This is a genomic window from Polynucleobacter necessarius (genome assembly GCF_900095195.1).
In the GTDB taxonomy this organism is placed as follows: domain Bacteria; phylum Pseudomonadota; class Gammaproteobacteria; order Burkholderiales; family Burkholderiaceae; genus Polynucleobacter; species Polynucleobacter necessarius_G.
Genome location: NZ_LT606950.1, coordinates 399,904 through 422,250, shown reverse-complemented (window position 1 = coordinate 422,250; position 22,347 = coordinate 399,904). Strand labels below are relative to the sequence as shown.

Genomic DNA, 22,347 nt, shown 5'->3' with positions numbered 1-22,347 from the left:
CAGCCATTGCGGCCAAATCCAAGCTTTTCAGGACACAGTTTTAACTCAACTAAAGTCGAATCAGGTTTTTCTCGGGGTGCTTATCTAATGCAGTCATGAATCTTTCGTCCTAGACCCTCTATTGTAGGCTTTTTGCCCTAAAAACAGGATTAAACGGCTTTTGAGCTAGTGCATAAGCTAGAATGGCGGGGTCGTGGTGCTTTGCTGCAATGCAACATAGTTAAACGGGAAACACTAAACGTGTGCCGTTCCCGCAACGGTAGGTAAATACTTCTAATAACAACCTTAGAGGTCAGGAATTTGAAATACGCCACTGTGCGCGTCAATCGCATGGGAAGGCCAGATTCTGAAATTTGCTAGCCCGGATACCGGCCAAGACAGGTGGAATTTCGCGGACGGGGATCTTCGCGCGCCGATGATGCCACTGATCAATCGATCTTGCGCTAATTGACGCCAATCTCTTGCACTCGAAATTCTGTTCGACCCAACTTACGGGGAAGCGAGTTAGGCAATCGATAACAGAAAGAAGTGAATGAAACAGCAATTCAACCAAAAGCAAATGATTCAGATTTGCGCAGCGGTGATTTTATTAAGCAATACATCTTATGTGTTTGGCTCAAAGCGCACAATCAAACGCAACAAAATCCATCTTCTAATGTGAATGCCGATGAAGTAGCGCGCCTTCAGGCACAGATTCATGAACTGGAAGACAAAGTCGATACCTTGTTGCAAAGCCTTTCCCTGCCTGGTTCGCCAAGGCCAATAGTTCCTTGAACCGATGCGCAAGCATCCGGAACGATCTTTACCTTGTGGGCGTGAGCGTTTCAAAAGTTCACAGTGCCAACTCAGACTTGGTCACTCCCCGAACCTCTTAATGCACCCGAAGCAAAGTAGCCGTTCCATTTGTGGCGCGATTTAAACGACGAAAGAGTTCTTGTCTAGGGGGCTCAGTGACGCGCTGTAATTTGATGTAATTGCGTGCGCTGGCATCTGCAGAAAAATTTTGTGCAGCGGTCATGGCTGCTGCTGGATCAGGATTGAGCTTTTCGAATAAAAAGGTAAAGAACTTGGCGTGTTGATCTTTGCTGAGCTTGCGATAGTTATTAAAAACCTCATCAGCCATGCTGACAGCATTTGATTCGCCACGCTCTGAAATAAGCCGATTTACTGCGCCAGTAACGCGGGAAAAATAACGGGCTTTTGCTAACTTTTCGAGCATGTACTTTTATTGAATCAACTGGGTAGTAATGGCAACGAATCAATGTATTCCTGCGCATTCGAGGAATCAATTAACGGAAGTGAATTTACATTAACTTAAAGTTAATGATAGAGGGGTTTTGCCTAGGATTTTGAGAGGATGGTGCGATGCAATATGCGGGCTTCAGCCGCTAGAGCCAATATATTGGGGTTCGATTCATTAGCTTTAAGGTACCGCTGAGTGACATGGTATTTCGCTTGTAGGGGGGGTAAATTCAATCGCATTTCCCATCAATGCCCGAACCCTTCCGGGCAACAGGGTTCTACCCATATCGCCCGAGACCATATTCATCAACGAAAAATATCACCTACCTTCATGACGATATTTGGCGTAAATCCAGCCAACTTGAATGCATCATAAAAACCTGAGGTCGTAGCAAAACCATCTTGCAAGGTTAAAAACTTTTCGCCCTCATATTCTGATAGATCGACTTCTGTGACCTTGGGTTTATTACCTTTGGATGAGACAAGACATAAATCATCTTCGAATAAATGGATTACCTCTAGATCATCCACCATATTCGACAAGGGCGCAGCGATCACAACAGCATCAATATTGCCCTCGTAGAGTTTTTTCAACAGATCTTCATCTGAACCAAGGTACAGATCAATATCCAATTCGGGCCTACGAATTTTCCTGCCCATAATCATACGTGGAATAATGTTGGCAGTCAGCGAATACACTGACCCTAAACGAATTTGGCCGCTCTCTACACCTGCTTTTGCTCTTGTCTTTTTTAGAATGTGATCGACATCGCTCAGCAAGTCATTACTTGCCTCTGCCAAGTAAACCGCAGCTGGCAAAGGTTTGGGTGACGACCCTCCTTTATGAAAGGAGGGCACCCAATCCCCGCCTACAAAGAATGTAGGGCTTTGTGGATACTCACTGAGCTTAACTGCAACTCCTCAGCAGTCTTAACAAGACTACCCGTTCGAACAAACGAGCACAAAATTTCAAGCTTTTTGAGAGTGACTTCTTCGTTCAGCATTCCGGGCGCCCTCTAAGCATGCGCATCATCTGATTGATGACGAAGCAAATAAATGCCGAAAAAAATCATCGGAATGCAAAGCCACTGCCCCATCGATAGTCCAAAACCCAATAAACCCAAGAATGCATCTGGCTCACGCGCAAACTCTGCCATGAAACGACACACTCCATAACCTAATAAAAACAGTCCAGATACCTGTCCAATACGACGCGGCTTGCTGGAATAGATCCAAAGCACAATACCCAGCAATACACCTTCACCAAGCAACTGGTAGATCTGCGAAGGGTGACGCGGAATCGAATCCACCAATGGAAAAATCATCGCCCATGGTAAATCCGAAGGCCTTCCCCACAACTCGCCATTAATAAAATTCCCTAAACGCCCAAAAGCCAAACCAAATGGAATTAAGGGCGCAACCAAATCGCTCACCACAAAAAAGGATGTTTTTTTCTTTTTGGCAAACCACCATAAAGCCAACAAAACGCCTAAGAGGCCCCCATGAAAAGACATGCCGCCTTCCCAGATTTTGAAAATATTTAGCGGATTAGAAAAATAAAAGATAGGCATATAAAAGAGGACATAGCCTAAGCGTCCACCTAGTACCACTCCCAGTACTCCAGCAAATAACAAATTTTCAAGATCTTTATAGGTCCAACCTAAAGCCTGATATCGCGGCGCCCGTACCCGCAATCGACCAAACATTAAGAATTGCATGAATGCCAAGAGATACATCAAGCCATACCAATGAACTGCAAATGATCCAATACGTAATGCTGCTGGATCAAACTGTGGGTGGATCAACATGAAAGATCGTTAACTCTTGGATTGGTCAAAGTTATGTAACTCATGACCCAGTTCTCGATAGGCTTTGTAGCGCTCGCGCCCTGCGAGGCGCTCCGCTTCATTGACGGTAACTACCTCCACAATGCGGGGGAATCGCCCCACTAACGCAGGAATATCCGCCGGCATTGCATTGCCGATATGAATCAAAACATCAGTATGGGGGACTAAATTGAAGGCAGGTGATGAAAAACTCTCCGTCAGCACGATGGGCGTTTCCGCTGCAGCCTCATCCTCAATAAAACAATGCGGCAAAAAGTCTGTACCGGAAAACAACCATAGCAGCTCATCTAATTTTTTGAGATTCGCTTTATCGCCAACAATGACAATATTGCGAACAGAATCACCTTCCTTTGTGGCGCTCCAGATTTTGCGAGACAAACGGCAAACATATTCAAGCTTATCGCTGACATTGCTATGAAAATCGATGCGCGCCATATGGGTTAATGAACTTTAGATTTCGGCAAAACAGACTTACTTTTGCTCAATCAAGTAGTTGACTAATAAAGGCACTGGGCGACCAGTAGATCCTTTAGCAGCCCCACTTTTCCAGGCGGTGCCAGCAATATCTAAGTGTGCCCATTTATATTTTTCCGTAAAGCGCGATAGGAAACAGGCCGCTGTCACACTACCAGCAGGACGCCCGCCAATATTAGCTACATCCGCAAAGTTCGACTTGAGCTGCTCGTGATAAGCGGCATCAAGTGGCAGACGCCATACGGTATCTAGGGAATCTTGGCCCGCTTTGGTTAACGCATTTACTAAACCCTCATCGTCTGAGAACAAGCCACTATGAACATGGCCTAGTGCAATGATGCAAGCACCTGTTAAGGTTGCGATGTCAATCACGGCTTTAGGCTTGAAGCGCTCTACATACGTTAGTGCATCACACAGGATTAATCGCCCTTCAGCATCTGTGTTCAGAATTTCAATGGTTTGACCAGACATACTCTTAACAATGTCACCCGGACGCGTTGCTTTACCAGAAGGCATATTCTCGCAAGTTGGGATAACACCAATGACATTTTTCTTGAGCTTCATTAATGCAGTTGCATACATGGTGCCAATCACAGAGGCTGCGCCACACATGTCGTACTTCATTTCATCCATAGCCTCACCCGGCTTTAGTGAGATGCCACCTGTATCAAACGTAATGCCTTTACCTACGAAAACTGTCGGAGCCTCCCCTGCTTTTCCACCTTGATGGCGAATCACAATAAATTGTGGGGGCGTTTCGGAGCCTTTAGTGACTGACAAAAATGAGCCCATACCTAATGCTTCTATTTTCTTAAGTCCCAATACCTCTACCTTCAAGCTCGTCTTTTTGGCTAAACCCTGTGCAGTCTTACCCAAATAGGTCGGAGTACATACATTTGGCGGCAAATTACCTAAATCCTTAGCAAGATTCATCCCTTCCACCATTGCGCTGCCTTGCTCTACGGCACGTTTTAATTCTTGAGCACAAGCGTTATTACCTGCAAAAATTAGGTGCTTGAATGAATCCGCTTCATCTTTTGCCTTGAACTTCATCGCCGGCTGACGAACGCCAAATCGATAGGTTTGGTCACCCACGCACTGAATCGTTAAACGAACTTCATGTTCAATAGTGTCGGTTGCAGTTGAGAGCGTGATACTTGGCACAAACCAAAGAGCGCTTTCAATCGCATTTCCACTCAATGCTTTTATACCTGCACGAGCTACTTTTGCATAAGAAGACAAACTACTATCAATAGTAGATTGCTCGTCGCCGATACCAAGTAATAAAACGCGCTTTGTCTTAATACCCTTGGCAGACCATGACCGATCCGCACGAAATACGCAAATGCTTGTTGGCTTATTTTCTAACTCGCCTAACTCAACGGCATGAGCAACGGATCCACCCAGCGCCAAATCGAGCTCAGATAAGACGCTAGACTTTGATTTCGAACCCTTGATTCCCTGAAAGCCATCGAAGTCTGCTTTGGAGTACCCCAAAACGAGGCAGTCAGTACTCTGCGCCAAGAGGGTTTTTAGGGCGGCCTTGAGGTGCTTGCTATCGCGTAAGTCAGCCAGAGGGAAAATCTTGGTACTAAATTGGATGGTCATGGTCTATTGCAGTATCTGTAGCGGTATTAAAGTGGGTTTTAGGTCAATTTGGATGGTTTATCCATTATCCTCCCACATGAGATTACCCTATTTTTTCATCAGAAATTAAGCCCAACCCGACCGCCCTTGATTGATAACCCAAAACTCCCATGATCTTCAAAGAAGCCCTGCGTCGAGAACTCAGCCTTACCACAGGCGGAGTTTTTTTAGTGCTAGTCACCATCATGGTGACCACGCTGGTGATTCGAATCTTGGGATTTGCTGCTAATGGCGCGGTAAACCCTGAAGACGCAATTGTCCTCATCGCATTAGCAACCTTAGGCTACCTTGCAGTGCTGCTGACGGTATCCCTTTTTATGGCAACGCTGATTGTCCTAGTACGTTGGTATAAAGACTCGGAAATGATTGTCTGGTTTACTAGTGGCCTGAGTATTAGCAATCTCATCCGACCTATTTTGCAATTTGCCACACCGCTCATCATTGTTATCGCCTTATTAGCGCTTTTTGTATGGCCATGGGCCAATCGCGAAACAACATTAATCAGCCAACGCTTTCAGCAACGCGATGACGTCTCCATGGTCGGCGCAGGTCAGTTTAAGGAGTCAGCACGAGCTGAGCGTGTTTTTTTTATCGAAGAATTGGATGTTGATAAAAGCGAAGTGAAGAATATCTTCGTTGCCGACAATAAAAATGGGCGGCTCAGCATTGCCGTAGCCTCTACTGGCTTTATTGACAATTTAGCAGGCGGTGAAAAATCGATTGTTTTAAAAAATGGTCGGCGGTATGAGAGATATCCTACGCAGCCCGATTTCAGGATTTTGGAGTTTGAGGACTACAGCATGAAGATTCGTAGTAAAGAGGCGCTTGCTCCAGCACCCCGAGACCGCGAAAAAACCGTTCATGAGTTAATTGGTGACACCAATCCGGCTGTACTAAACGCTAATCGTGCCGAGTTTCTGTGGCGTATTGGCTTGCCTTTAATGGCGCTAGGCCTTGTGTTGATCGCTATTCCCCTGGCGTATGTTAATCCTAGGTTGGGCAATTACACCGCCATGTTTTATGCGGTATTAATCTACTTAATCTATAGCAACTTACTCAACCTGACGCAAAACTTTGTTGCCCAAGGTAAAGTCAATTTCCTGATTGGACTTTGGCCTATTCACTTGCTAGCCCTACTGATCGCTACCGTATTAATTCGCAACCGTATTAATCCCTCTGTGAAATGGTGGCGACGTCAGTTGCCCGCCGCCTTTGTCAAAAGATGAAACTGCTTTTTCCATTTATCTATGAGCGGTATCTGGCCAAACAAATCTATGTTGCGTTTAGCTTCATTCTGTTTGCTTTAGTCGCCCTATTCTTATTCTTCGACATCCTGAGCGAACTGGGATCTGTACAGGGGAGTTACACCCTGCCACTGGCATTCCTCCATGTCTTATTAAAAGCCCCTAGTCGTGTTTCCGAAATTATTCCGATTGCAGCATTAATTGGCAGTATTTATGTATTTGCCATGTTAGCCAGCCAATCTGAATTTACGATTCTACGTATCGCTGGTTTGGATATTAAGCGCAGCCTGATTGCGCTAACGAAGATTTCATTACCCTTGGTGGCGCTGACACTTTTCATGAGTGAATGGGCGGGCCCTTATGCAGAGAACAAGTCTGAGCAAATTCGCATGAAGGCACTTGGCGCAACCTATACCTCGCAATTTAAGACTGGGGTGTGGGTTAAAGATCGCCTCAGAGATGAGGATGGCAGTGGGCCAGTTCGTCCGGGCGTTCGCTATGTCAACGTTGGCAAGGTCGATAAAGATAATGAGATTCGTGATATTCGGATGTATGAATTTAATGACAACTACAACCTGCTCTCTATTCGGAGTGCTCCAGCAGGCTACTTTGATGAGACTGGTATTTGGGTTTTAAACGATGTCACGGAAACTCGTTTCAAAGAAACAAAGCAAACGGATCCACTAAATCCAGCGTTTTCAGCGCAGACATTTACTCACCCTGTTTTGACGTTGGAGTCTGAAGTGACACCCCAAATTTTGAGCGTCCTGCTAATCAGCCCTGAAAAAATGTCTATTGTGAGTCTAGGTCGCTTTATTACTCACCTGAAGGAAAATAAACAGGATGTGCAGCGTCATTCGATTGCTTTCTGGAAGAAAGTGGTTTACCCATTCACCATTTTTGTAATGCTCGCACTTGCCTTACCCTTCGCGTATTTAAAGGTGCGTGCAAGCAGTGTTGGTATTAAAGTTTTCAGCGGCATTATGTTAGGCATGAGTTTCCAGCTCTTTAATTCCTTATTTTCAAACGTGGGCTTATTGAGCGCCTGGCCAACACTTCTAACCGCCCTCATTCCTCCGGCACTGTACCTCCTCTTAGCAGTCGCCGCCTTACGCTGGGTTTCCAAAGCTTAATAGCAAAATTTCATATAGAATTTGACTCCTCAGCCATGACCGCGCAGATATTGCGATCGCTACCGAAGGAATTGCTAACACGCCTGGTGTTTTGGCGCTTCCGGGATACCAATGGCAACACGTGGTGATGGTTCCATTAAGCCACCCTCTTTTAAACCAATCGAATGTAACGCTTGAAGAAATTGCGAAGTATCCAATCATCACTTATGACAAAGCATTTGCGGGGCGCAGCAAAATTGACGCGACCTTTGGTCAGCGCAACATTAGTCCTGACATTATTTTGGAAGCAATTGATGCGGACGTTATTAAGACCTATGTTGAAGCTAGTATAGGTATTGGTATCGTTGCAGGACATGCATACACCCCGAACGCGACCGCAACCTCAGAGTGGTCTCCGTAGGCCATTTATTTGGCAATAACGTGCCACATCGGCGTAAAGCAAGGCGCCTACCTCAGATCGTTTGTGTACACCTTTATTGAGCCGTTCTCACCAACCTTAACAAAAAAAATTGTAGAGCAAGCGATGAGTGATAAAGCAGAAAGTTACGAAATTTAAGGGCTAAAGACGCTCAAAATGTGCTCTGAGCGATATTCCCCCAGCCTTCTTGGGTTGTTTTTCAATGTATATTGAAATAAAAAAATATTCAGGAGATCAAGATGAAATTCAAATTAAAAGCTGTGAGCCTGCGCGTAATTGCGCTAGCGCTCATATGATTTAACAAGCCTATTTTTGCGGATGATTACCCCTCAAAAACAATCAAACTGATCGTGCCCGCATCCCCAGAAGGAGGTGCAGACATTCGTGAACACTTCGCACGGGAATGGGCCGAACCCGTAGGGAGCTCACCCGCAGAATTTGCAAAATTTGTTACTCGCGAATACACCAAGTACGCCAAAATTATTAAAGATCAAAATATTCAACCCAATTAATAACCCTACACCTCGCATCCTTTACGCCACACAATCACTTTAAAAAATTATCAACACGCTGAATAACCCAACCTCCCTATCACGTCCAGATCAAACCCTATCCCTCAACATGACCCTACTTGAACACCATGAGTTAGCAGGCTTTGGCGGCATGGGTGAAGGAATTGCAATGCAAAAGACTGATGATGGCAGACGCATTTTGTGGATGGCTCATGAGTCAGCGCCGAAAGACTTCACGGCAGTGGATGTCACAGACCCAAAAAACCCAAAATTAATAATTCAAACTGAACTACCAGATATGCAATTACGAGCCAACTCGCTTGATGTTGTTGGCAATAAATTGGTTGTTGCTCAACAAGGTAAAAGAGTGGGTATGAAGGGTGTAGGCTTTCATCTTTTTGACATCACCATTCCTGAACAACCCAAACTAATCACGCACTTTGACTGTTCCGGCCCGCATTCACGTGGTGTTCATGCTGTTTGGTTTGTAGATGATAATTTTGTACACATGTCATCAGGTGCGGCAGATTTTGAACCCAAAAACCCTTTAGATGATCAGTTTTATCGAATCATTGATGTTTCCAATCCACTCAAACCTTTTGAGGCTGGTCGCTGGTGGTATCCCGGAACTCGAAGTTGGAGATCCAGAGCCTGAGCCTACTAGATTGCCAAAACAGTTTGAGACTGGATTTAGAGCTCATAACACCAACGTATTTCCCCAGAGACCAGATCGTGCCTACATTGGATATATTGATGGTGGCGCATTCGTATTGGATATTTCAGACAAGAGCAATATTAAGGTTGTGTCCAAATGGAACCACTCACCACCGTTCAACGGATTTATTCATACCGTGTTGCCATTATTTGACCGAGGACTCTGGATTGTTAGCGATGAATGTGTTCTGGACAACGGAGCAGATTGGCCAAAATTAGTTAGAGTATTAGATGCTCGCCAAGAGGGTAACCCGGCACCCATCGGCACCTTTCCGGCGCCATCATATAAGGCTTTTGCAAAACGTGGTGGCCGATTTTGGGCGCACAATTTACATGAAAATCTGCCCGGGCCATGCTCATTTGTATCGGACCATATTATTATTGGCACCTTCTTCAATGCGGGTGTGCGTGTATACGATACGACGAATCCTTTAAGGTTGAGGAGATTGCTTGCTATGTTCCCGGCGCCCCTAAGTTGTGCCCATCTGGAGCAATTCAATTGAACGATGTATTTGTTGATGATCGACGTATTGTTTACACAATTGATCGATTTGGTGGCGGCCTTTACATTCTTGAAATGAACATATAAAACTACCGAGTCATTTCAAAGAGACCCCCTATCCGGGAAAATTCCGATCACAGTCATCACAGGATTTTTAGGCAACGGTAAAAAAACGCTGATTTCAAAATTACTACTGCACCCAGACATGAATCGGGTTGCAGTAGTCATTAATGAAATCGGTGAAATTGGGATTGACAATGACTTAGTGACCAGGTCCTCCGAAAACATTTCATTACTGGCTAATGGATGTATTTGCTGCTCAGTTAGAACGGATATGCAAGAAACCTTAAGGGATTTATTTGCCCGCCACCACTCAGGAGAAATTCCTGAGTTTGATCGAGTCATCATTGAAACTACTGGGTTAGCTGATCCAGCCCCAGTTGTTCAAACGCTGGCAAGCGACACTATGCTGGAAGCTCAATACCGACTTGATGGACTCGTAAGTCTGGTGGATGGATTCAATGGCTCATTTCAGATAGAAAATCAAGCTGAAGTTGTCAAACAAATCGCCATAGCTGATTTAATACTTATTAGCAAATCTGATCTTATTAAACCTTCAGAGCTAGATCTACTAAAGTCACACATATCGGAAATCAACCCTAGGGCTAAAATTTTATTAGTCATTAATGGTGAGATTGATCTATACAGCGTCATTAACTGAGGTCTATCCTCGGCTAAAGTCAACGCAAGGACACTTAGCTTTTTGGGTACATTTCTGAACGACGATAGCGATCACACACCCAAATATCTCGGTGACTTTTCTCAAAAGCACAATAGCAATATCCAAACCCACTCGCTTCGATTTCAAGAGCCATTCACATGGGAGGCAGCATCGTCCTCACTTGAACTTCTCACAACTCTTAGAGGCTCAGATCTATTGAGAGTCAAAGGTATTCTAAATATCGAAGGAAGACCAGTAGTGATACAGGGTGTTCAACATATATTTCACCCACCAGTAACCCTAGATGCATGGCCGAGCGATGATCACACATCGAGAATGGTATTCATAACCACTGGCATTTCCGCTGAGACGATTGAGTCCATTTTTAAAGCAGTTGGTGCGATTACGAAGGTTGGATAGCCAACCCTACTTACAGGGCATTGAACGTCCCTAGACTAATTAATCAGCAATTAAATAAGGGAGTAAAGATGGTGCCTCGGGGCGGACTCGAACCGCCACGCCTTGCGGCACCGGATTTTGAGTCCGGCACGTCTACCAATTCCATCACCGAGGCAGGTGTTTGCAGTGGAAATCCTGCTTAAATCTGTACTTCGATACTGCTAAGAGATGAGAGTGTAACAAAATTGGGTTCCGCCCCTTACCTTCAGTCTAGAACACCTTAAAATAGCGTCTTACAGCCAAATTATTTAAAGGAATTACCCGTATGGCCGGCCATTCGAAATGGGCCAATATTCAGCACCGCAAAGGTCGTCAGGACGAAAAACGCGGCAAGATTTGGACCAAACTCATTAAAGAAATTACGGTTGCCGCTAAATTAGGCGACGACGACCTCTCTGCCAATCCTCCCTACGGCTGGCAATCGACAAAGCAAAAGATGCCAATATGCCCAATGACAATGTACAAAGAGCCATTGCTCACAGTACAGGATCCCTTGAGGGAGTGAACTACGAGGAGATTCGCTATGAGGGATACGGTATTAATGGCGCTGCTGTGATTGTGGATTGCCTTACTGATAACCTCCCGCACCGTTGCTGAAGTGCGTCATGCGTTTAATAAAAACGGTGGCAATATGGGCACAGAGGGATCAGTGGCATTCTTATTTAAGCATTGCGGTCAAATTCTGTTTGCTCCAGGTACCAACGAAGATCAACTCATGGAAGTGGCATTAGATGTCGGCGCTGACGATGTGATTACGCATGATGACGGATCGCTTGAAGTATTAACCCCCGTTCCTGAATTCCCAAAAGTTCAAGATGCAATTGCAAAAGCGGGTTTAAAAGCCGAGCTGGCAACGGTGGCAATGCGCCCTGAAACCGAAATTGCGCTGGAAGGCGATCCGGCAGATAGTATGCAGAAATTGTTAGATGCACTTGAAAATCTGGACGATGTGCAAGAGGTTTTTACGAATGCCGCTCTTTAGAGATATTCCGATAAACCGTATTCATTCTTTTTATTAGACTTTTATTATGAAAATTCTTCTTGTTGGATCTGGCGGGCGCGAGCATGCACTGGCTTGGAAACTGGCGCAATCTCCGCAAGTTCAAAAGGTTTATGTAGCACCTGGTAACGGCGGTACCGCAACAGCAAAACAGAGTGCTGCTGGCATTGAAAATTTACCTATCACTGGACCGCAAGAACTTGCTGACTTTGCTAAACGTGAGAAAATTCACCTTACCGTGGTAGGGCCAGAAGCACCTCTTGCTGCAGGCATTGTGGATGTATTTCGAAATAACGGTTTACGGATTTTTGGCCCCACTCAATTGGCGGCCCAGCTGGAATCCTCGAAAGACTTTTCGAAGGCATTCATGAAACGTCACGGCATTCCGACAGCGGACTACCAAACCTTCTCGAATGCGCTAGAGGCCCATGCATACATTGATGCCAAGGGTGCTCCAATTGTGATTAAGGCAGATGGATTAGCGGCTGGCAAGGGTGTCGTGGTAGCAATGAGCCTTGATGAGGCGCATGCTGCTGTTGACATGATGCTGGCTGACAACAAATTAGGTAATGCTGGCGCAAGGGTGGTTATCGAAGAGTTCCTCACAGGAGAAGAGGCGAGCTTTATTGTGCTCGTAGATGGAAAAAATGTTCTCGCCTTGGCCACCAGTCAAGATCACAAACGCCTATTGGATGCTGACCAAGGTCCAAATACTGGCGGCATGGGTGCGTATTCCCCAGCCCCTGTAGTAACTCCAGAAATTCATGCTCGAGCATTGCGGGAGGTGATCCTGCCAACCGTCAAAGGCATGGCAGCTGATGGTCTACCCTACACAGGATTCCTGTATGCAGGCTTGATGATTACCCCTGATGGCAAGATCAAAACGTTAGAGTTCAACTGCCGAATGGGTGATCCAGAAACACAACCCATCATGGCGCGCTTGCGAAGCGACCTCATCAATACTCTAGACCATGCTGTCGATGGCAGACTGAATGAAGTAGAACTCGAATGGGATCGCCGAACAGCGCTAGGGGTTGTCCTAGCGGCACACAATTACCCTGACACACCTCGCGGTGGTGACGTTATTACTGGAATTCCTCAAGATACCGAAGATCAAATTACCTTCCATGCTGGCACCAAGTTACAGGATGGTCATGTGGTTACATCCGGTGGGCGCGTACTCTGTGTAGTGGGTTTAGCAGATGCGGTTCGTGGCGCACAGCAAAAGGCCTACGAGGCAATCAGTCAAATTCAATTTGATGGCATGCAATATCGCAAAGATATCGGCTATCGCGCGATCAAATAACCATCTTAAGCTTGCACCCCTTGTCAACATCTGCCACATCCATCGATATCAACGCTCTAAGAGAATACTTCTTAGACTTACAAGAACGCATTACTTCTGCCATGGGTACGCTCGATGGCAAATCGTTTTTTGCCGATGAGTGGCATAAACCAGAAGACAGCAAACTGAAAGGGTATGGTCGCACCTGCATTTTGGATAATGGAAACATCCTTGAAAAAGGTGGGGTTGGCTTCTCCCATGTGCGCGGAGACCAGATGCCCCCTTCGGCATCTCATCACCGTCCAGAGGTAGCTGGTCGTAGCTTTGAAGCAATGGGGGTATCACTGGTATTTCATCCAAACAATCCTAAAGTGCCGACTACCCACATGAATGTTCGGTGCTTTATTGCGCAAGCGCCTGATAAGGAGCCCGTCTGGTGGTTTGGGGGCGGCTTTGATTTAACGCCCTACTATGGTGTTGATGAGGATTGCAAACACTTTCACCAGACTGCAAAAAATGCTTTAGATCCTTTCGGATCAGAACTTTACCCACGCTTTAAAAAATGGTGTGATGAATATTTTTACTTGAAACATCGCGAAGAACCTCGTGGCATCGGTGGTGTATTTTTCGATGACTTTAATGAGCTTGGGTTTGAAAAAAGTCTTGCGATGACCCGCGCTGTGGGTGATGCGTTTATTAGTGCCTATCTTCCAATCGTAAAACGACGCCATCAAGAATCTTTCACCGCCGCTGAAAAATCGTTTCAAGAATATCGTCGTGGACGCTATGTGGAATACAACCTCATCTTTGACCGCGGGACTATCTTCGGACTACATTCTGGGGGACGAACTGAATCCATACTTATGTCGATGCCACCCGTAGTGCAATGGCGCTATAGCTGGCATCCAGAGCCAGGCACCCCCGAAGCTAAACTTTATGATTACTATCTTAAGCCTCGCGATTGGCTTGCTTAATTACCCGCTCATTGAATATCCTAAAAAAATCGGCATTCTTGGTGGCACATTTGATCCACCGCACATAGGACACCTTCGTCTTGCGAGTTATTTTGCAAAAAAGTTGCAGCTAGATGAACTTCTCTTAGTGCCCAGTGGGCAGCCATGGCAAAAAGGCTCAAACATCACATCCGCTGAGATTCGCTATCAACTTACTGAAGCAGCAGTGATTGATTTGGCCAGAGTATTTCTTTATCTAAAAATTCCAACCAAAATTGGTGTTGATCGAATCGAAATTGAACGGGAGGGTCCAAGCTACAGCATTGATACTGCAAAATCACTGCGTGAGCGTTACGGATCTGACGTCAGTTTAATTTGGTTAACGGGTGCAGATTCTCTCATTCACCTTCCCAGCTGGATTGCTTGGCAAGATTTGTTTCGCTATCTGCATTTCGCTGTGGCCAGCAGGCCAAATTACGATTTATCTACAGAAATGAGCCCTGAAATTCAGATGCTGCTTGAAACCAACCAGACTAAAGATCTCAATGATTTAACTAGCCATCCTGCGGGGCTGATTTATATCGATGAAAGCTTTTCGGTAGATCTCTCCTCAACCGATCTCAGAAAACGCTGGCAATCAACCGCTCGAAGCTCAATTGCATCAGAGCAAATACCCTCACACACCCTAGAAATCATCCTTAATTTGGGTCTATATCAGTAATTGAGCAATAACCCAGCTAAGATTAACCATCCTTCACAGAAATTACCTCAACACTATGGATTTACGTAAATTACAACGCGTCATCATTGATGCTTTAGAAGATGTCAAAGCGCAGGATATTCGCATGTATGACACCAGAAAACTCAGCGAGCTCTTTGATCGCGTCATTATTGCAACAGGTTCTAGCAATCGCCAGACACGTTCCCTAGCCATGTCTGTTAAGGAAGAGGTCAATGCTAAAGGGGGCGAAGTTATTTCTATTGAAGGATTAGAAACCGGTGAGTGGGTGCTGGTGGATTGCGGTGATATCGTTGTGCACATTTTGCAGCCCATGTTGCGCTCTTACTATCAACTTGAAGGTATGTGGGGAACAAAGCCCGTACGCGTCAAGTTGGCTGATGATAAAGGTCTCGTCAAAGCTAGCGAGCCAGAAGAAGAGTAATCTATCCTCGCACCATGCGTTTAACCATTATCTCTGTTGGTCATAAGATGCCGGATTGGGTTGCAACAGCAACCCAAGATTATATAGAGCGCATGCCCGCAGATTGCAGTATCGAGATTAAAGAGATCAAACCCGATCGCACTCCCGCGAAAGAAGCGGCCAAAATTTTGGCAGCCATCCCCAAAGGTTCACGAGTCATTGCATTAGATGAACGCGGCAAAGATCAAACCACTCAGAATCTCGCTACCTAGTTAGCCAATTGGCGTCAAGAAGGATTCGATATCACCTTTTTAATTGGTGGTGCCGATGGCCTAGATACCTCACCGAAAACGAGCGCCCAAATGATGTGGCGTCTCTCCAGCTTAACATTGCCGCATGCAATGGCTAGAGTGCTGCTGGTAGAGCAACTCTATCGCGCATGGACAATGCTGCAAGGTCACCCCTATCATCGCGAGTAATGCCCTGAGCCCATTTATCTATCTTGCCTCTCAAAGTCCGCGCCGCCAGGAACTTTTAAAACAAATTGGTGTGCACTTTGAAGTGCTGTTACCACTAGATAGCGAGGATACAGAAAGTCTTGAGCAACCACTCCCAGATGAAAGTGCGCGAGCCTATGTTGAAAGAGTCACTTTAGCGAAGAGCAGAGTGGCATTTGAACGTTGGCAGAAAGAGATTTGATATGGGCACCCATACTGTGTGCAGACACTACTGTCACCCTGCCCAATCATCCAAGCGGAGAAATTTTAGGAAAGTCTACGGATGCCCATGATGCCGCTCGTATTTTAAGAATGCTGAGTGGAAAAACCCACGAGGTAATCACTGGGGTAGCAGTCACTAGCACGCCCGAGAAAGCCCCCTCTTTTTGATGCAAATTTCCGAGGTACGATTTGCCACCCTTTCCGATGAGCAAATACAATCCTATATCGATAGTGGCGAACCTTTCGGCAAGGCGGGGGCCTATGGCATCCAAGGGCGTGCCAGTGCTTTTATCCCGCAAATTCAAGGGAGTTATAGTGGTATCATGGGCTTGCCTTTGTATGAAGCTACTCAGCTACTAAAACGCGCTCAATTTCCTACCCTATGAACGAAGAAATATTAATCAATATCACCCCTCAAGAAACGCGGGTTGCATTAATTCAGCAAGGTGCGGTACAAGAGATACAGATTGAGAGAACTCGCCAACGTGGTACTGTTGGCAACATTTACCTGGCAAAAGTAGTTCGCGTATTACCAGGCATGCAATCCGCTTTTATTGAAATTGGTTTAGAGCGAACCGCGTTTATGCACGTTGCCGATATTACGCAAAGTAGTCCACAACCGCAAATCGAAAAACTATTATTCGAAGGCCAAACGCTATTAGCTCAAGTCTTAAAAGATCCACTTGGTACTAAAGGTGCGCGCCTCACAACTCAACTCAGTATTGCTGGCAGAAATTTAGTGTATTTGCCACCTGCTGGTACCGATACAGCAACAGAAAAATATATTGGCGTTTCTCAGCGAATAGATCAGCCGGAAGACCGTGAGGCCATTAAAGCTAGGCTCGCAAGCCTTATGGCAGATGATGAAAAAGGCGGCATCATTGTGCGCACGAGTGCCCAAAATGCGTCTGACAGTGAATTACAGCACGACATGCTTTACCTCAGAACTACCTGGGAGAAGATTCGGGAAGGAATGTGGCATAAAGCTGCACCTAGCCTGTTATATCAAGATCTAAGCCTGGCTGAAAGAGTCTTACGCGATGTAGCAGGTGAGGAAACTACGCAAATATGCGTGGACTCCGCGGAAAATTTTGAGAAGCTGAAAAACTTTGCCAATTTATACATGCCAAACCAATTGGGCAAACTTACCCTGCACCGTGGCGAACGCGCACTTTTTGATTTGTTTGATGTCGACGCTGAGATAAATAAAGCATTAGGTCGTCGAGTGGATCTCAAGTCTGGCGGCTACCTCATGATTGATCAGACCGAGTCCATGACAACTATCGACGTCAATACTGGTAGCTATGTTGGTGCACGCAATTTAGATGACACTGTATTTAAGACTAATTTAGAGGCTGCTCAGGCAATCGCTCGCCAACTTCGCTTACGCAATTTAGGCGGCATCATCATCATTGATTTCATAGACATGATTAGCAAAGATCATCAAGAATCGGTCTTGCATGAACTGAAGCGCAATTTAGAGCGGGATCATGCCCGAACCTCGGTGAATGATTTTTCGTCATTAGGTCTTGTAGAAATGACCCGTAAGCGTACCCGCGAGTCGCTCGCTCACATCACCTGCGAGCCTTGCTCTACCTGCATGGGCAAAGGGGAAGTCAAAACAGCCCAAACTATTTGCTATGAAATCTTGCGCGAGATTGTGCGAGAGCACCGCCAATTTAATCCACGAGAATTTCGTATCATAGCTGCGCTAGATGTCATTGATTTGCTTCTGGAAGAAGAAAATCAATTTTTAGCGCAGCTTGGTGACTTTATAAAGAAACCCATTACCCTACAAGCAGAGGGTAGATTTCGCCAAGAGCAATACGATATCGTTTTAAGCTAAATTTTTTTATCTGATATCACGCGTTTGAAAATTGAATGCGGTGCAAATTGGCATATAGCCCATCTTGCTTAATTAACTCCCCATGGGATCCATTTTCAACAATCTTGCCATTCTCCAAAACAACAATCCGATCAGCATGTTCAATCGTCGATAAGCGATGTGCAATAACTAGAGTAGTTCTGCCCACCATGAGACGCTCCAAAGCATCTTGAACCTGACGCTCGGATTCCGAATCTAAGGCTGACGTCGCTTCATCCAAAATCAGAATAGGCGCATTTTTGTAGATTGCTCGGGCAATTGCTAGGCGTTGACGCTGACCTCCAGATAAGCGATTGCCGTTATCCCCAACAACTGTATCGATGCCCTCTGGTAGCTCATGGATCAAATTACTGAGATTTGCTACCTCTAAGGCCTCCATGACCCTGCCACAATCAATTCCATCATGATCCACTGCGCCATATGCGACGTTTGCGGCAATGGTGTCATTAAAAAGAATGACATCCTGGCTTACGAAGGCAATTTGCCTACGAACATCTGCAAGCACAATTTCTTCAAGGGAAACTCCGTCTAAATAGATCTGCCCACCTGAAGGTTTAAAAAATCTGGGAAGCAGGTTCACCAAAGTAGATTTGCCGCTCCCGGATGGGCCAACGAAGGCAACTACTTCGCCTGGCATGATCGAGAGATTGATATCAGTTAAGGCATCATTACGGCCAACCTCTTGTTCGTATGAGAATCCTACATTTTCAAAACGAATTGCACCTTTGGCTTTTATCAGAGATTTCATATTTAAGCGGCGGTCTTCATCCTCCTCTAGGGGTTGATCCATCAAACCAAAAATCATTTCTGCGGCCGTCAAACCACGCTGCAAGGGTTGATTAATATCGGCAAGGCGTTTCAGAGGGGAAATCACCAGCATCATTGCGGTAATAAAAGCGGCAAAGCCACCAACCGTGGTGCCTTCGGTAGCCGGTTGCATTAAGGCAATTATCAGTACGATCGACAACGCCATTGACGCGATTAGCTGAGTTATCGGTTGATTAAGGCCTCCAGCAACGGCTGACTTTAAGGCGAACTGGCGTAAGCGCTCTGCCTTCTGCCTAAAGCGGTTCATCTCATATTCTTGGGCGCCATGCACCTTCACAATTTTGTAACCCGCCGCAGATTCTTCAACAATGTAAGCCAAATCACTTGTCAGACTTTGTTGCTCACGATTTAAGGATCTGAGTCGTCGATTAATCTTCGTCATGATGAACGCAATGATTGGAAAGATAATTAAAACAACGAGCGTTAACTTCCAATTCAGATAGATTAGGTAACCCATCAATCCCACTACAGTCAACGAATCACGTACCAAGCTAATTAACATCCCGCCCATAATGGTGAGAACATTATTAACCTCAAACGCAACTGCATTAATTAAATTCGAAGCGGAATTCTTTTGAAAAAAAGCAGTGCTTGCGTGAAGCAGCGTTTGAAACATTTGCTCACGTAATTTGAGAAGTACAGCGTTGATGACTCGCGTTAATAAATAGTTAGACAAAAATTGGGCCAAACTTCGTACCAGCGCGAGACCAACCAAAAATACGGGCACTTGCCAAAGCTTGCTGTTCAGCTGGCCCGTAAAGCCGCGGTCCAATAAGGGCCTCATTAACGCAGGAATAGAGGTCTCGGCTGCAGCCACAAAAGTCATGGCAACCAGAGAGCCGATAATCAGCCCAATATGGGGCTTTAGATAGGTAATCAAGCGATTTAGGGCGGTACGGTCTTGAGCATTCATATAATGAATTATGCCCACCTTATCCGTCATACTCATCACTCGCAATGAAGAGGCCAATTTAGGCGACTGTCTAGCCTCGCTAGAAGGCATTGCCCAGCAGATTGTCGTGGTCGACACGAATAGCTCTGATCGTACCCTCGAGATTGCCCGCAGCCATGGAGCGGTTATTGCCCAGCCCCTGGATTGGCCGGGATTTGGCCCCCAAAAGAACCGTGCCCTAGATCTAGCCTCAAGTGAATGGGTTTTATCAATAGATGCAGATGAAAGACTCACCCCAGCCCTCAGGTCAGAGATTCTGACGGCCATTCACCATAGCGCTCGTGTTAATTGTTTTGCCATCCCAAGACTTTCTTGGTATTGCGGCCGCTTTATCCGACATTCTGGGTGGAGTCCTGACTATGTAGACCGTCTTTTTAAACGGGGTACCGCACGCTTTTCTGATGATTTAGTACATGAGCGACTAATTCCAAGCGGCTCTGTTGCCAGATTGAAGAATCCGATGTTGCACTACAGTTTTATGAATTACTCCCAAGTACTCCAAAAACTGGATCGCTACTCCACAGTATCGGCAGAACAAGCATTTGCCAAAGGAAAAACTAGCAGCCCGCTTAAAGCAGTTTTTCATGGTGCTTGGGCATTCATTCGAACGTACATCATTCGCACAGGCTTTTTGGATGGAGGTCAAGGATTTGCATTGGCAATCTCCAACGCGCAAGGAACGTATTATCGCTATATCAAGCTTTGGCACTTAAATCAGGAAGCTCGTAAATGATTTCGATTTTGCTGGCTACCTACAACTGGCCGCAAGCACTGAAGCTTTGCCTCGAATCTCTCGCCACCCAGTCCGATCAGAATTTTGAAATCATCATCGCCGATGATGGCTCAACAAAAAGCACCAAGAAAGTTATTGATACCTTCAAGATAAATCACACCATTTCGATCACCCATCTCTGGCAAGAGGATCGTGGTTTTCGTAAAACTAAAATTCTGAACCAAGCAATCGCCGCAGCACAGGGCGACTATCTAATTTTTTTAGACGGAGATTGCATTACACAGCCTGATTTTGTCGAACGTCATCGTGAGCTAGCGCAAAAGGGCTATCTAGTTACCGGAAGTCGAGTCTTACTAAGCGCATCACTATCCCAAGAATTACTAAATTGGGACACTTGGGATTTTGCACATTTTCGAGCCAAACTACTTAGCGCACGCCTTCAAGGTGGCATCAATAAATACCTACCGATCGTTCTGAAATTTGGTGATGGCACCTGGCGGAACTATAAAAAATTTGTTTGGCGTCGCATCAAGGGCTGCAATATGGCATGCTGGAAAACAGATGCAATAGCAATTCATGGATTTGATGAAAGCATGACCGGTTGGGGGCATGAAGATGCCGACTTTGTTTTTCGCCTTCAACACAATCAGATCAAACGAAAATCAGGCTCTTGGGCAACGGAAGTATTTCATCTCTTCCATAAAATACATGATCAAAGCAACGCCGCTAAAAATGCGCGACGTGTTCGCGAGAAAATATTACCCAAGGCGCTATAAGTAATTTCCACATGAGTCCAGTTTCTACCCTGCAACCTAAAAAAGTTTTATTCATCGCTACTCGTCAGATTGGTGATGTACTCGTTACTACGCCACTAATAAGCAAAGCGCGCCAGCTTTGGCCAGATGCCGAGTTTCATTTCCTGGGATATAAGAGCAAGCTTGACATGCTCAAGGGCAATCCTGATATCGACCAAGTAATTGAAACCTCGGATCGCCCTGGTATTCGAGAATATTTATCCCTATTTAATAAACTATTTCAACGCTATGACCTGGCGTTTGTGACGCAACCAAGCGATCGAGCATACATTTATGGGTTAGTGGCGGCATTTCATCGCGTGGGAGTCTTGGGTGGACACCCCCAAGGCATTCAAAGCAGTGCTACAGAAAAATCCAATCGTCAAAACGCCTGGAAAAAATTTATTTCTATGCACACTGTAAACGTGGATTATTTTTCACAACACGTCATTACGGAAAAACTTCGCTTGTTAGAGATTTTTGTTAAAAATCCTAGCAATCTCTTTTCTGAACCCATTAATGTCACACCCCCGATTGGAGAGGCGTTAACACCTGCCATTACGAATGCGCTCACACAGCCGTATGTTGTTATTCACCCTGGACCACTAACTGCATATAAACGCTGGCCTCTAGCGCATTGGCAAAAGCTCATTCAATACCTTGTAGGTCACGGTCTAAAAGTAGTCCTGAGCGCTTCACCCGCAAAACAAGACTTACTCTTAAATGAGGATATCTTGTCTTTACTAGATAACGATACGCGTTCACGCGTCATTGATACCGCAGGCAGACTTTCCATCCCCCAGGCAGGCTCGTTACTTCGAGGTGCCAAGCTTTATATTGGGGTGGATACTTCTATTACTCACCTGGCCGCCGCATGCAACACTCCTACCATCACTTTATTTGGCGCTACGCCCCCTACCAACTTTGGCCCATGGCCTAATGGCTTTATCGGTAAGCAACCATATCAATTACGCGCTCGCAGTCAAACTATAGGCAATATCACTATTCTCCAAGGCCCTGGCGAATGCGTTCCGTGTCGCAAGGCAGGGTGCATAGATCACCCCGATAGTAATAGTGAGTGCTTGGATCTGCTGGAGGTTGACCAAGTCATTCAGGCTATCGAAAAGCTTTTAGCCCAATAAA

At 45.6% G+C, this 22,347-nt stretch carries 21 protein-coding genes, 1 tRNA gene, 5 pseudogenes and 1 riboswitch; of the genes and pseudogenes, 20 read left to right on the top strand and 7 right to left on the bottom strand.

Going from position 1 to position 22,347, the window contains the following annotated elements; all coding sequences use genetic code 11:
• Positions 1-177: 177 nt before the first annotated feature.
• A riboswitch (cobalamin riboswitch) is annotated at positions 178-391 on the top strand.
• A gap of 137 nt (positions 392-528) precedes the next feature.
• A complete protein-coding gene (locus BQ1619_RS02355) occupies positions 529-774 on the top strand; it encodes a hypothetical protein (protein ID WP_114662043.1) in 246 nt (81 codons plus the stop codon).
• A gap of 97 nt (positions 775-871) precedes the next feature.
• Here BQ1619_RS02355 and BQ1619_RS02350 read toward each other — a convergent pair whose 3' ends face one another.
• The 5 genes from BQ1619_RS02350 to BQ1619_RS02330 form a co-directional block, all read right to left on the bottom strand.
• Positions 872-1,219 (bottom strand): malonyl-CoA decarboxylase N-terminal domain-containing protein, encoded by a 348-nt coding sequence (locus tag BQ1619_RS02350; protein ID WP_231968439.1) that lies wholly within the window; start codon positions 1,217-1,219, stop codon positions 872-874.
• A 329-nt stretch (positions 1,220-1,548) separates the two neighbouring features.
• Positions 1,549-2,100 carry a LysR substrate-binding domain-containing protein gene (locus tag BQ1619_RS02345; RefSeq protein WP_114662042.1) on the bottom strand — a complete coding sequence of 184 codons (552 nt, stop codon included), beginning with the start codon at positions 2,098-2,100 and terminating at the stop codon, positions 1,549-1,551.
• Positions 2,101-2,258: 158 nt separating this feature from the next.
• Positions 2,259-3,050, bottom strand: coding sequence for a prolipoprotein diacylglyceryl transferase (lgt, locus tag BQ1619_RS02340; protein ID WP_114662041.1), 792 nt, complete (start codon positions 3,048-3,050; stop codon positions 2,259-2,261).
• 9 nt (positions 3,051-3,059) lie between these two features.
• Entirely contained in the window at positions 3,060-3,524 is a 465-nt protein-coding gene (locus BQ1619_RS02335) for a DNA polymerase III subunit chi (protein WP_114662040.1), read from the bottom strand.
• Between the two features lie 36 nt (positions 3,525-3,560).
• Positions 3,561-5,171 carry a leucyl aminopeptidase gene (locus BQ1619_RS02330; protein ID WP_114662039.1) on the bottom strand — a complete coding sequence of 537 codons (1,611 nt, stop codon included), beginning with the start codon at positions 5,169-5,171 and terminating at the stop codon, positions 3,561-3,563.
• Between the two features lie 149 nt (positions 5,172-5,320).
• Here BQ1619_RS02330 and lptF point away from each other — a divergent pair, with 149 nt between their 5' ends.
• From lptF to BQ1619_RS02300, 8 genes and pseudogenes are all read left to right on the top strand, one after another.
• A complete protein-coding gene (lptF, locus tag BQ1619_RS02325) occupies positions 5,321-6,436 on the top strand; it encodes an LPS export ABC transporter permease LptF (protein ID WP_114662037.1) in 1,116 nt (371 codons plus the stop codon).
• On the top strand, positions 6,433-7,587 hold the full coding sequence (gene lptG, locus BQ1619_RS02320) for an LPS export ABC transporter permease LptG (protein ID WP_114662035.1): 1,155 nt from the start codon (positions 6,433-6,435) through the stop codon (positions 7,585-7,587). Before lptF ends, lptG begins: the two co-directional genes overlap by 4 nt.
• Positions 7,588-7,612: 25 nt before the next feature.
• A pseudogene (locus BQ1619_RS02315) lies at positions 7,613-8,143 on the top strand (LysR substrate-binding domain-containing protein); the annotation flags it as partial.
• Positions 8,144-8,355: 212 nt separating this feature from the next.
• Complete coding sequence (locus BQ1619_RS08590) at positions 8,356-8,517, top strand: hypothetical protein (RefSeq protein WP_162784579.1); 162 nt, start codon at positions 8,356-8,358, stop codon at positions 8,515-8,517.
• 109 nt (positions 8,518-8,626) lie between these two features.
• Complete coding sequence (locus BQ1619_RS08940) at positions 8,627-9,172, top strand: LVIVD repeat-containing protein (RefSeq protein ID WP_197711825.1); 546 nt, start codon at positions 8,627-8,629, stop codon at positions 9,170-9,172.
• Positions 9,117-9,734 carry an LVIVD repeat-containing protein gene (locus BQ1619_RS08935; RefSeq protein ID WP_197711824.1) on the top strand — a complete coding sequence of 206 codons (618 nt, stop codon included), beginning with the start codon at positions 9,117-9,119 and terminating at the stop codon, positions 9,732-9,734. The genes BQ1619_RS08940 and BQ1619_RS08935 overlap by 56 nt, the downstream gene beginning before the upstream one ends.
• A gap of 126 nt (positions 9,735-9,860) precedes the next feature.
• Positions 9,861-10,454 carry a CobW family GTP-binding protein gene (locus tag BQ1619_RS02305; RefSeq protein WP_114662033.1) on the top strand — a complete coding sequence of 198 codons (594 nt, stop codon included), beginning with the start codon at positions 9,861-9,863 and terminating at the stop codon, positions 10,452-10,454.
• Positions 10,455-10,496: 42 nt separating this feature from the next.
• Positions 10,497-10,874, top strand: coding sequence for a CobW C-terminal domain-containing protein (locus BQ1619_RS02300; RefSeq protein ID WP_114662031.1), 378 nt, complete (start codon positions 10,497-10,499; stop codon positions 10,872-10,874).
• A gap of 69 nt (positions 10,875-10,943) precedes the next feature.
• Here the strand turns inward: BQ1619_RS02300 and BQ1619_RS02295 are convergent.
• Positions 10,944-11,028: transfer RNA gene (locus tag BQ1619_RS02295), tRNA-Leu, on the bottom strand.
• Positions 11,029-11,178: 150 nt separating this feature from the next.
• On the opposite strand from BQ1619_RS02295, the pseudogene BQ1619_RS02290 reads away from it, so the two are divergent.
• The 8 genes and pseudogenes from BQ1619_RS02290 to rng all read left to right on the top strand — a co-directional run bounded on the left by BQ1619_RS02290 (position 11,179) and on the right by rng (position 17,858).
• A pseudogene (locus tag BQ1619_RS02290) lies at positions 11,179-11,895 on the top strand (YebC/PmpR family DNA-binding transcriptional regulator).
• A gap of 46 nt (positions 11,896-11,941) precedes the next feature.
• On the top strand, positions 11,942-13,219 hold the full coding sequence (gene purD, locus BQ1619_RS02285; protein ID WP_114662029.1) for a phosphoribosylamine--glycine ligase: 1,278 nt from the start codon (positions 11,942-11,944) through the stop codon (positions 13,217-13,219).
• Between the two features lie 41 nt (positions 13,220-13,260).
• Complete coding sequence (hemF, locus tag BQ1619_RS02280; RefSeq protein ID WP_114663475.1) at positions 13,261-14,172, top strand: oxygen-dependent coproporphyrinogen oxidase; 912 nt, start codon at positions 13,261-13,263, stop codon at positions 14,170-14,172.
• Positions 14,135-14,872, top strand: a complete 738-nt coding sequence (locus tag BQ1619_RS02275; RefSeq protein ID WP_114662027.1) for a nicotinate-nucleotide adenylyltransferase — start codon at positions 14,135-14,137, stop codon at positions 14,870-14,872. Before hemF ends, BQ1619_RS02275 begins: the two co-directional genes overlap by 38 nt.
• A 55-nt stretch (positions 14,873-14,927) precedes the next feature.
• Positions 14,928-15,311: pseudogene (rsfS, locus tag BQ1619_RS02270) on the top strand (ribosome silencing factor); the annotation flags it as partial.
• Positions 15,312-15,328: 17 nt separating this feature from the next.
• Positions 15,329-15,772 (top strand): annotated as a pseudogene (rlmH, locus tag BQ1619_RS02265) (23S rRNA (pseudouridine(1915)-N(3))-methyltransferase RlmH).
• A pseudogene (locus BQ1619_RS02260) lies at positions 15,759-16,398 on the top strand (Maf family protein). The pseudogenes rlmH and BQ1619_RS02260 overlap by 14 nt, the downstream one beginning before the upstream one ends.
• Positions 16,395-17,858, top strand: coding sequence for a ribonuclease G (gene rng / locus BQ1619_RS02255; protein WP_114662023.1), 1,464 nt, complete (start codon positions 16,395-16,397; stop codon positions 17,856-17,858). The pseudogene BQ1619_RS02260 and the gene rng overlap by 4 nt, the downstream one beginning before the upstream one ends.
• Before the next feature lie 16 nt (positions 17,859-17,874).
• Here the strand turns inward: rng and msbA are convergent, their stop codons facing one another.
• Positions 17,875-19,638 (bottom strand): lipid A export permease/ATP-binding protein MsbA, encoded by a 1,764-nt coding sequence (msbA, locus tag BQ1619_RS02250; protein ID WP_114662021.1) that lies wholly within the window; start codon positions 19,636-19,638, stop codon positions 17,875-17,877.
• A gap of 10 nt (positions 19,639-19,648) precedes the next feature.
• On the opposite strand from msbA, the gene BQ1619_RS02245 reads away from it, so the two are divergent.
• From BQ1619_RS02245 to BQ1619_RS02235, 3 genes are read left to right on the top strand one after another with little or no spacing between them, the layout of a single operon-like run.
• Positions 19,649-20,410 carry a glycosyltransferase family 2 protein gene (locus tag BQ1619_RS02245; protein ID WP_114662020.1) on the top strand — a complete coding sequence of 254 codons (762 nt, stop codon included), beginning with the start codon at positions 19,649-19,651 and terminating at the stop codon, positions 20,408-20,410.
• The gene (locus BQ1619_RS02240; protein ID WP_114662018.1) at positions 20,407-21,186 is read left to right on the top strand and encodes a glycosyltransferase family 2 protein; all 780 of its coding nucleotides are present in this window, start codon (positions 20,407-20,409) and stop codon (positions 21,184-21,186) included. Before BQ1619_RS02245 ends, BQ1619_RS02240 begins: the two co-directional genes overlap by 4 nt.
• An 11-nt stretch (positions 21,187-21,197) precedes the next feature.
• Positions 21,198-22,346 carry a glycosyltransferase family 9 protein gene (locus BQ1619_RS02235; protein ID WP_114662016.1) on the top strand — a complete coding sequence of 383 codons (1,149 nt, stop codon included), beginning with the start codon at positions 21,198-21,200 and terminating at the stop codon, positions 22,344-22,346.
• Position 22,347: the final 1 nt, after the last annotated feature.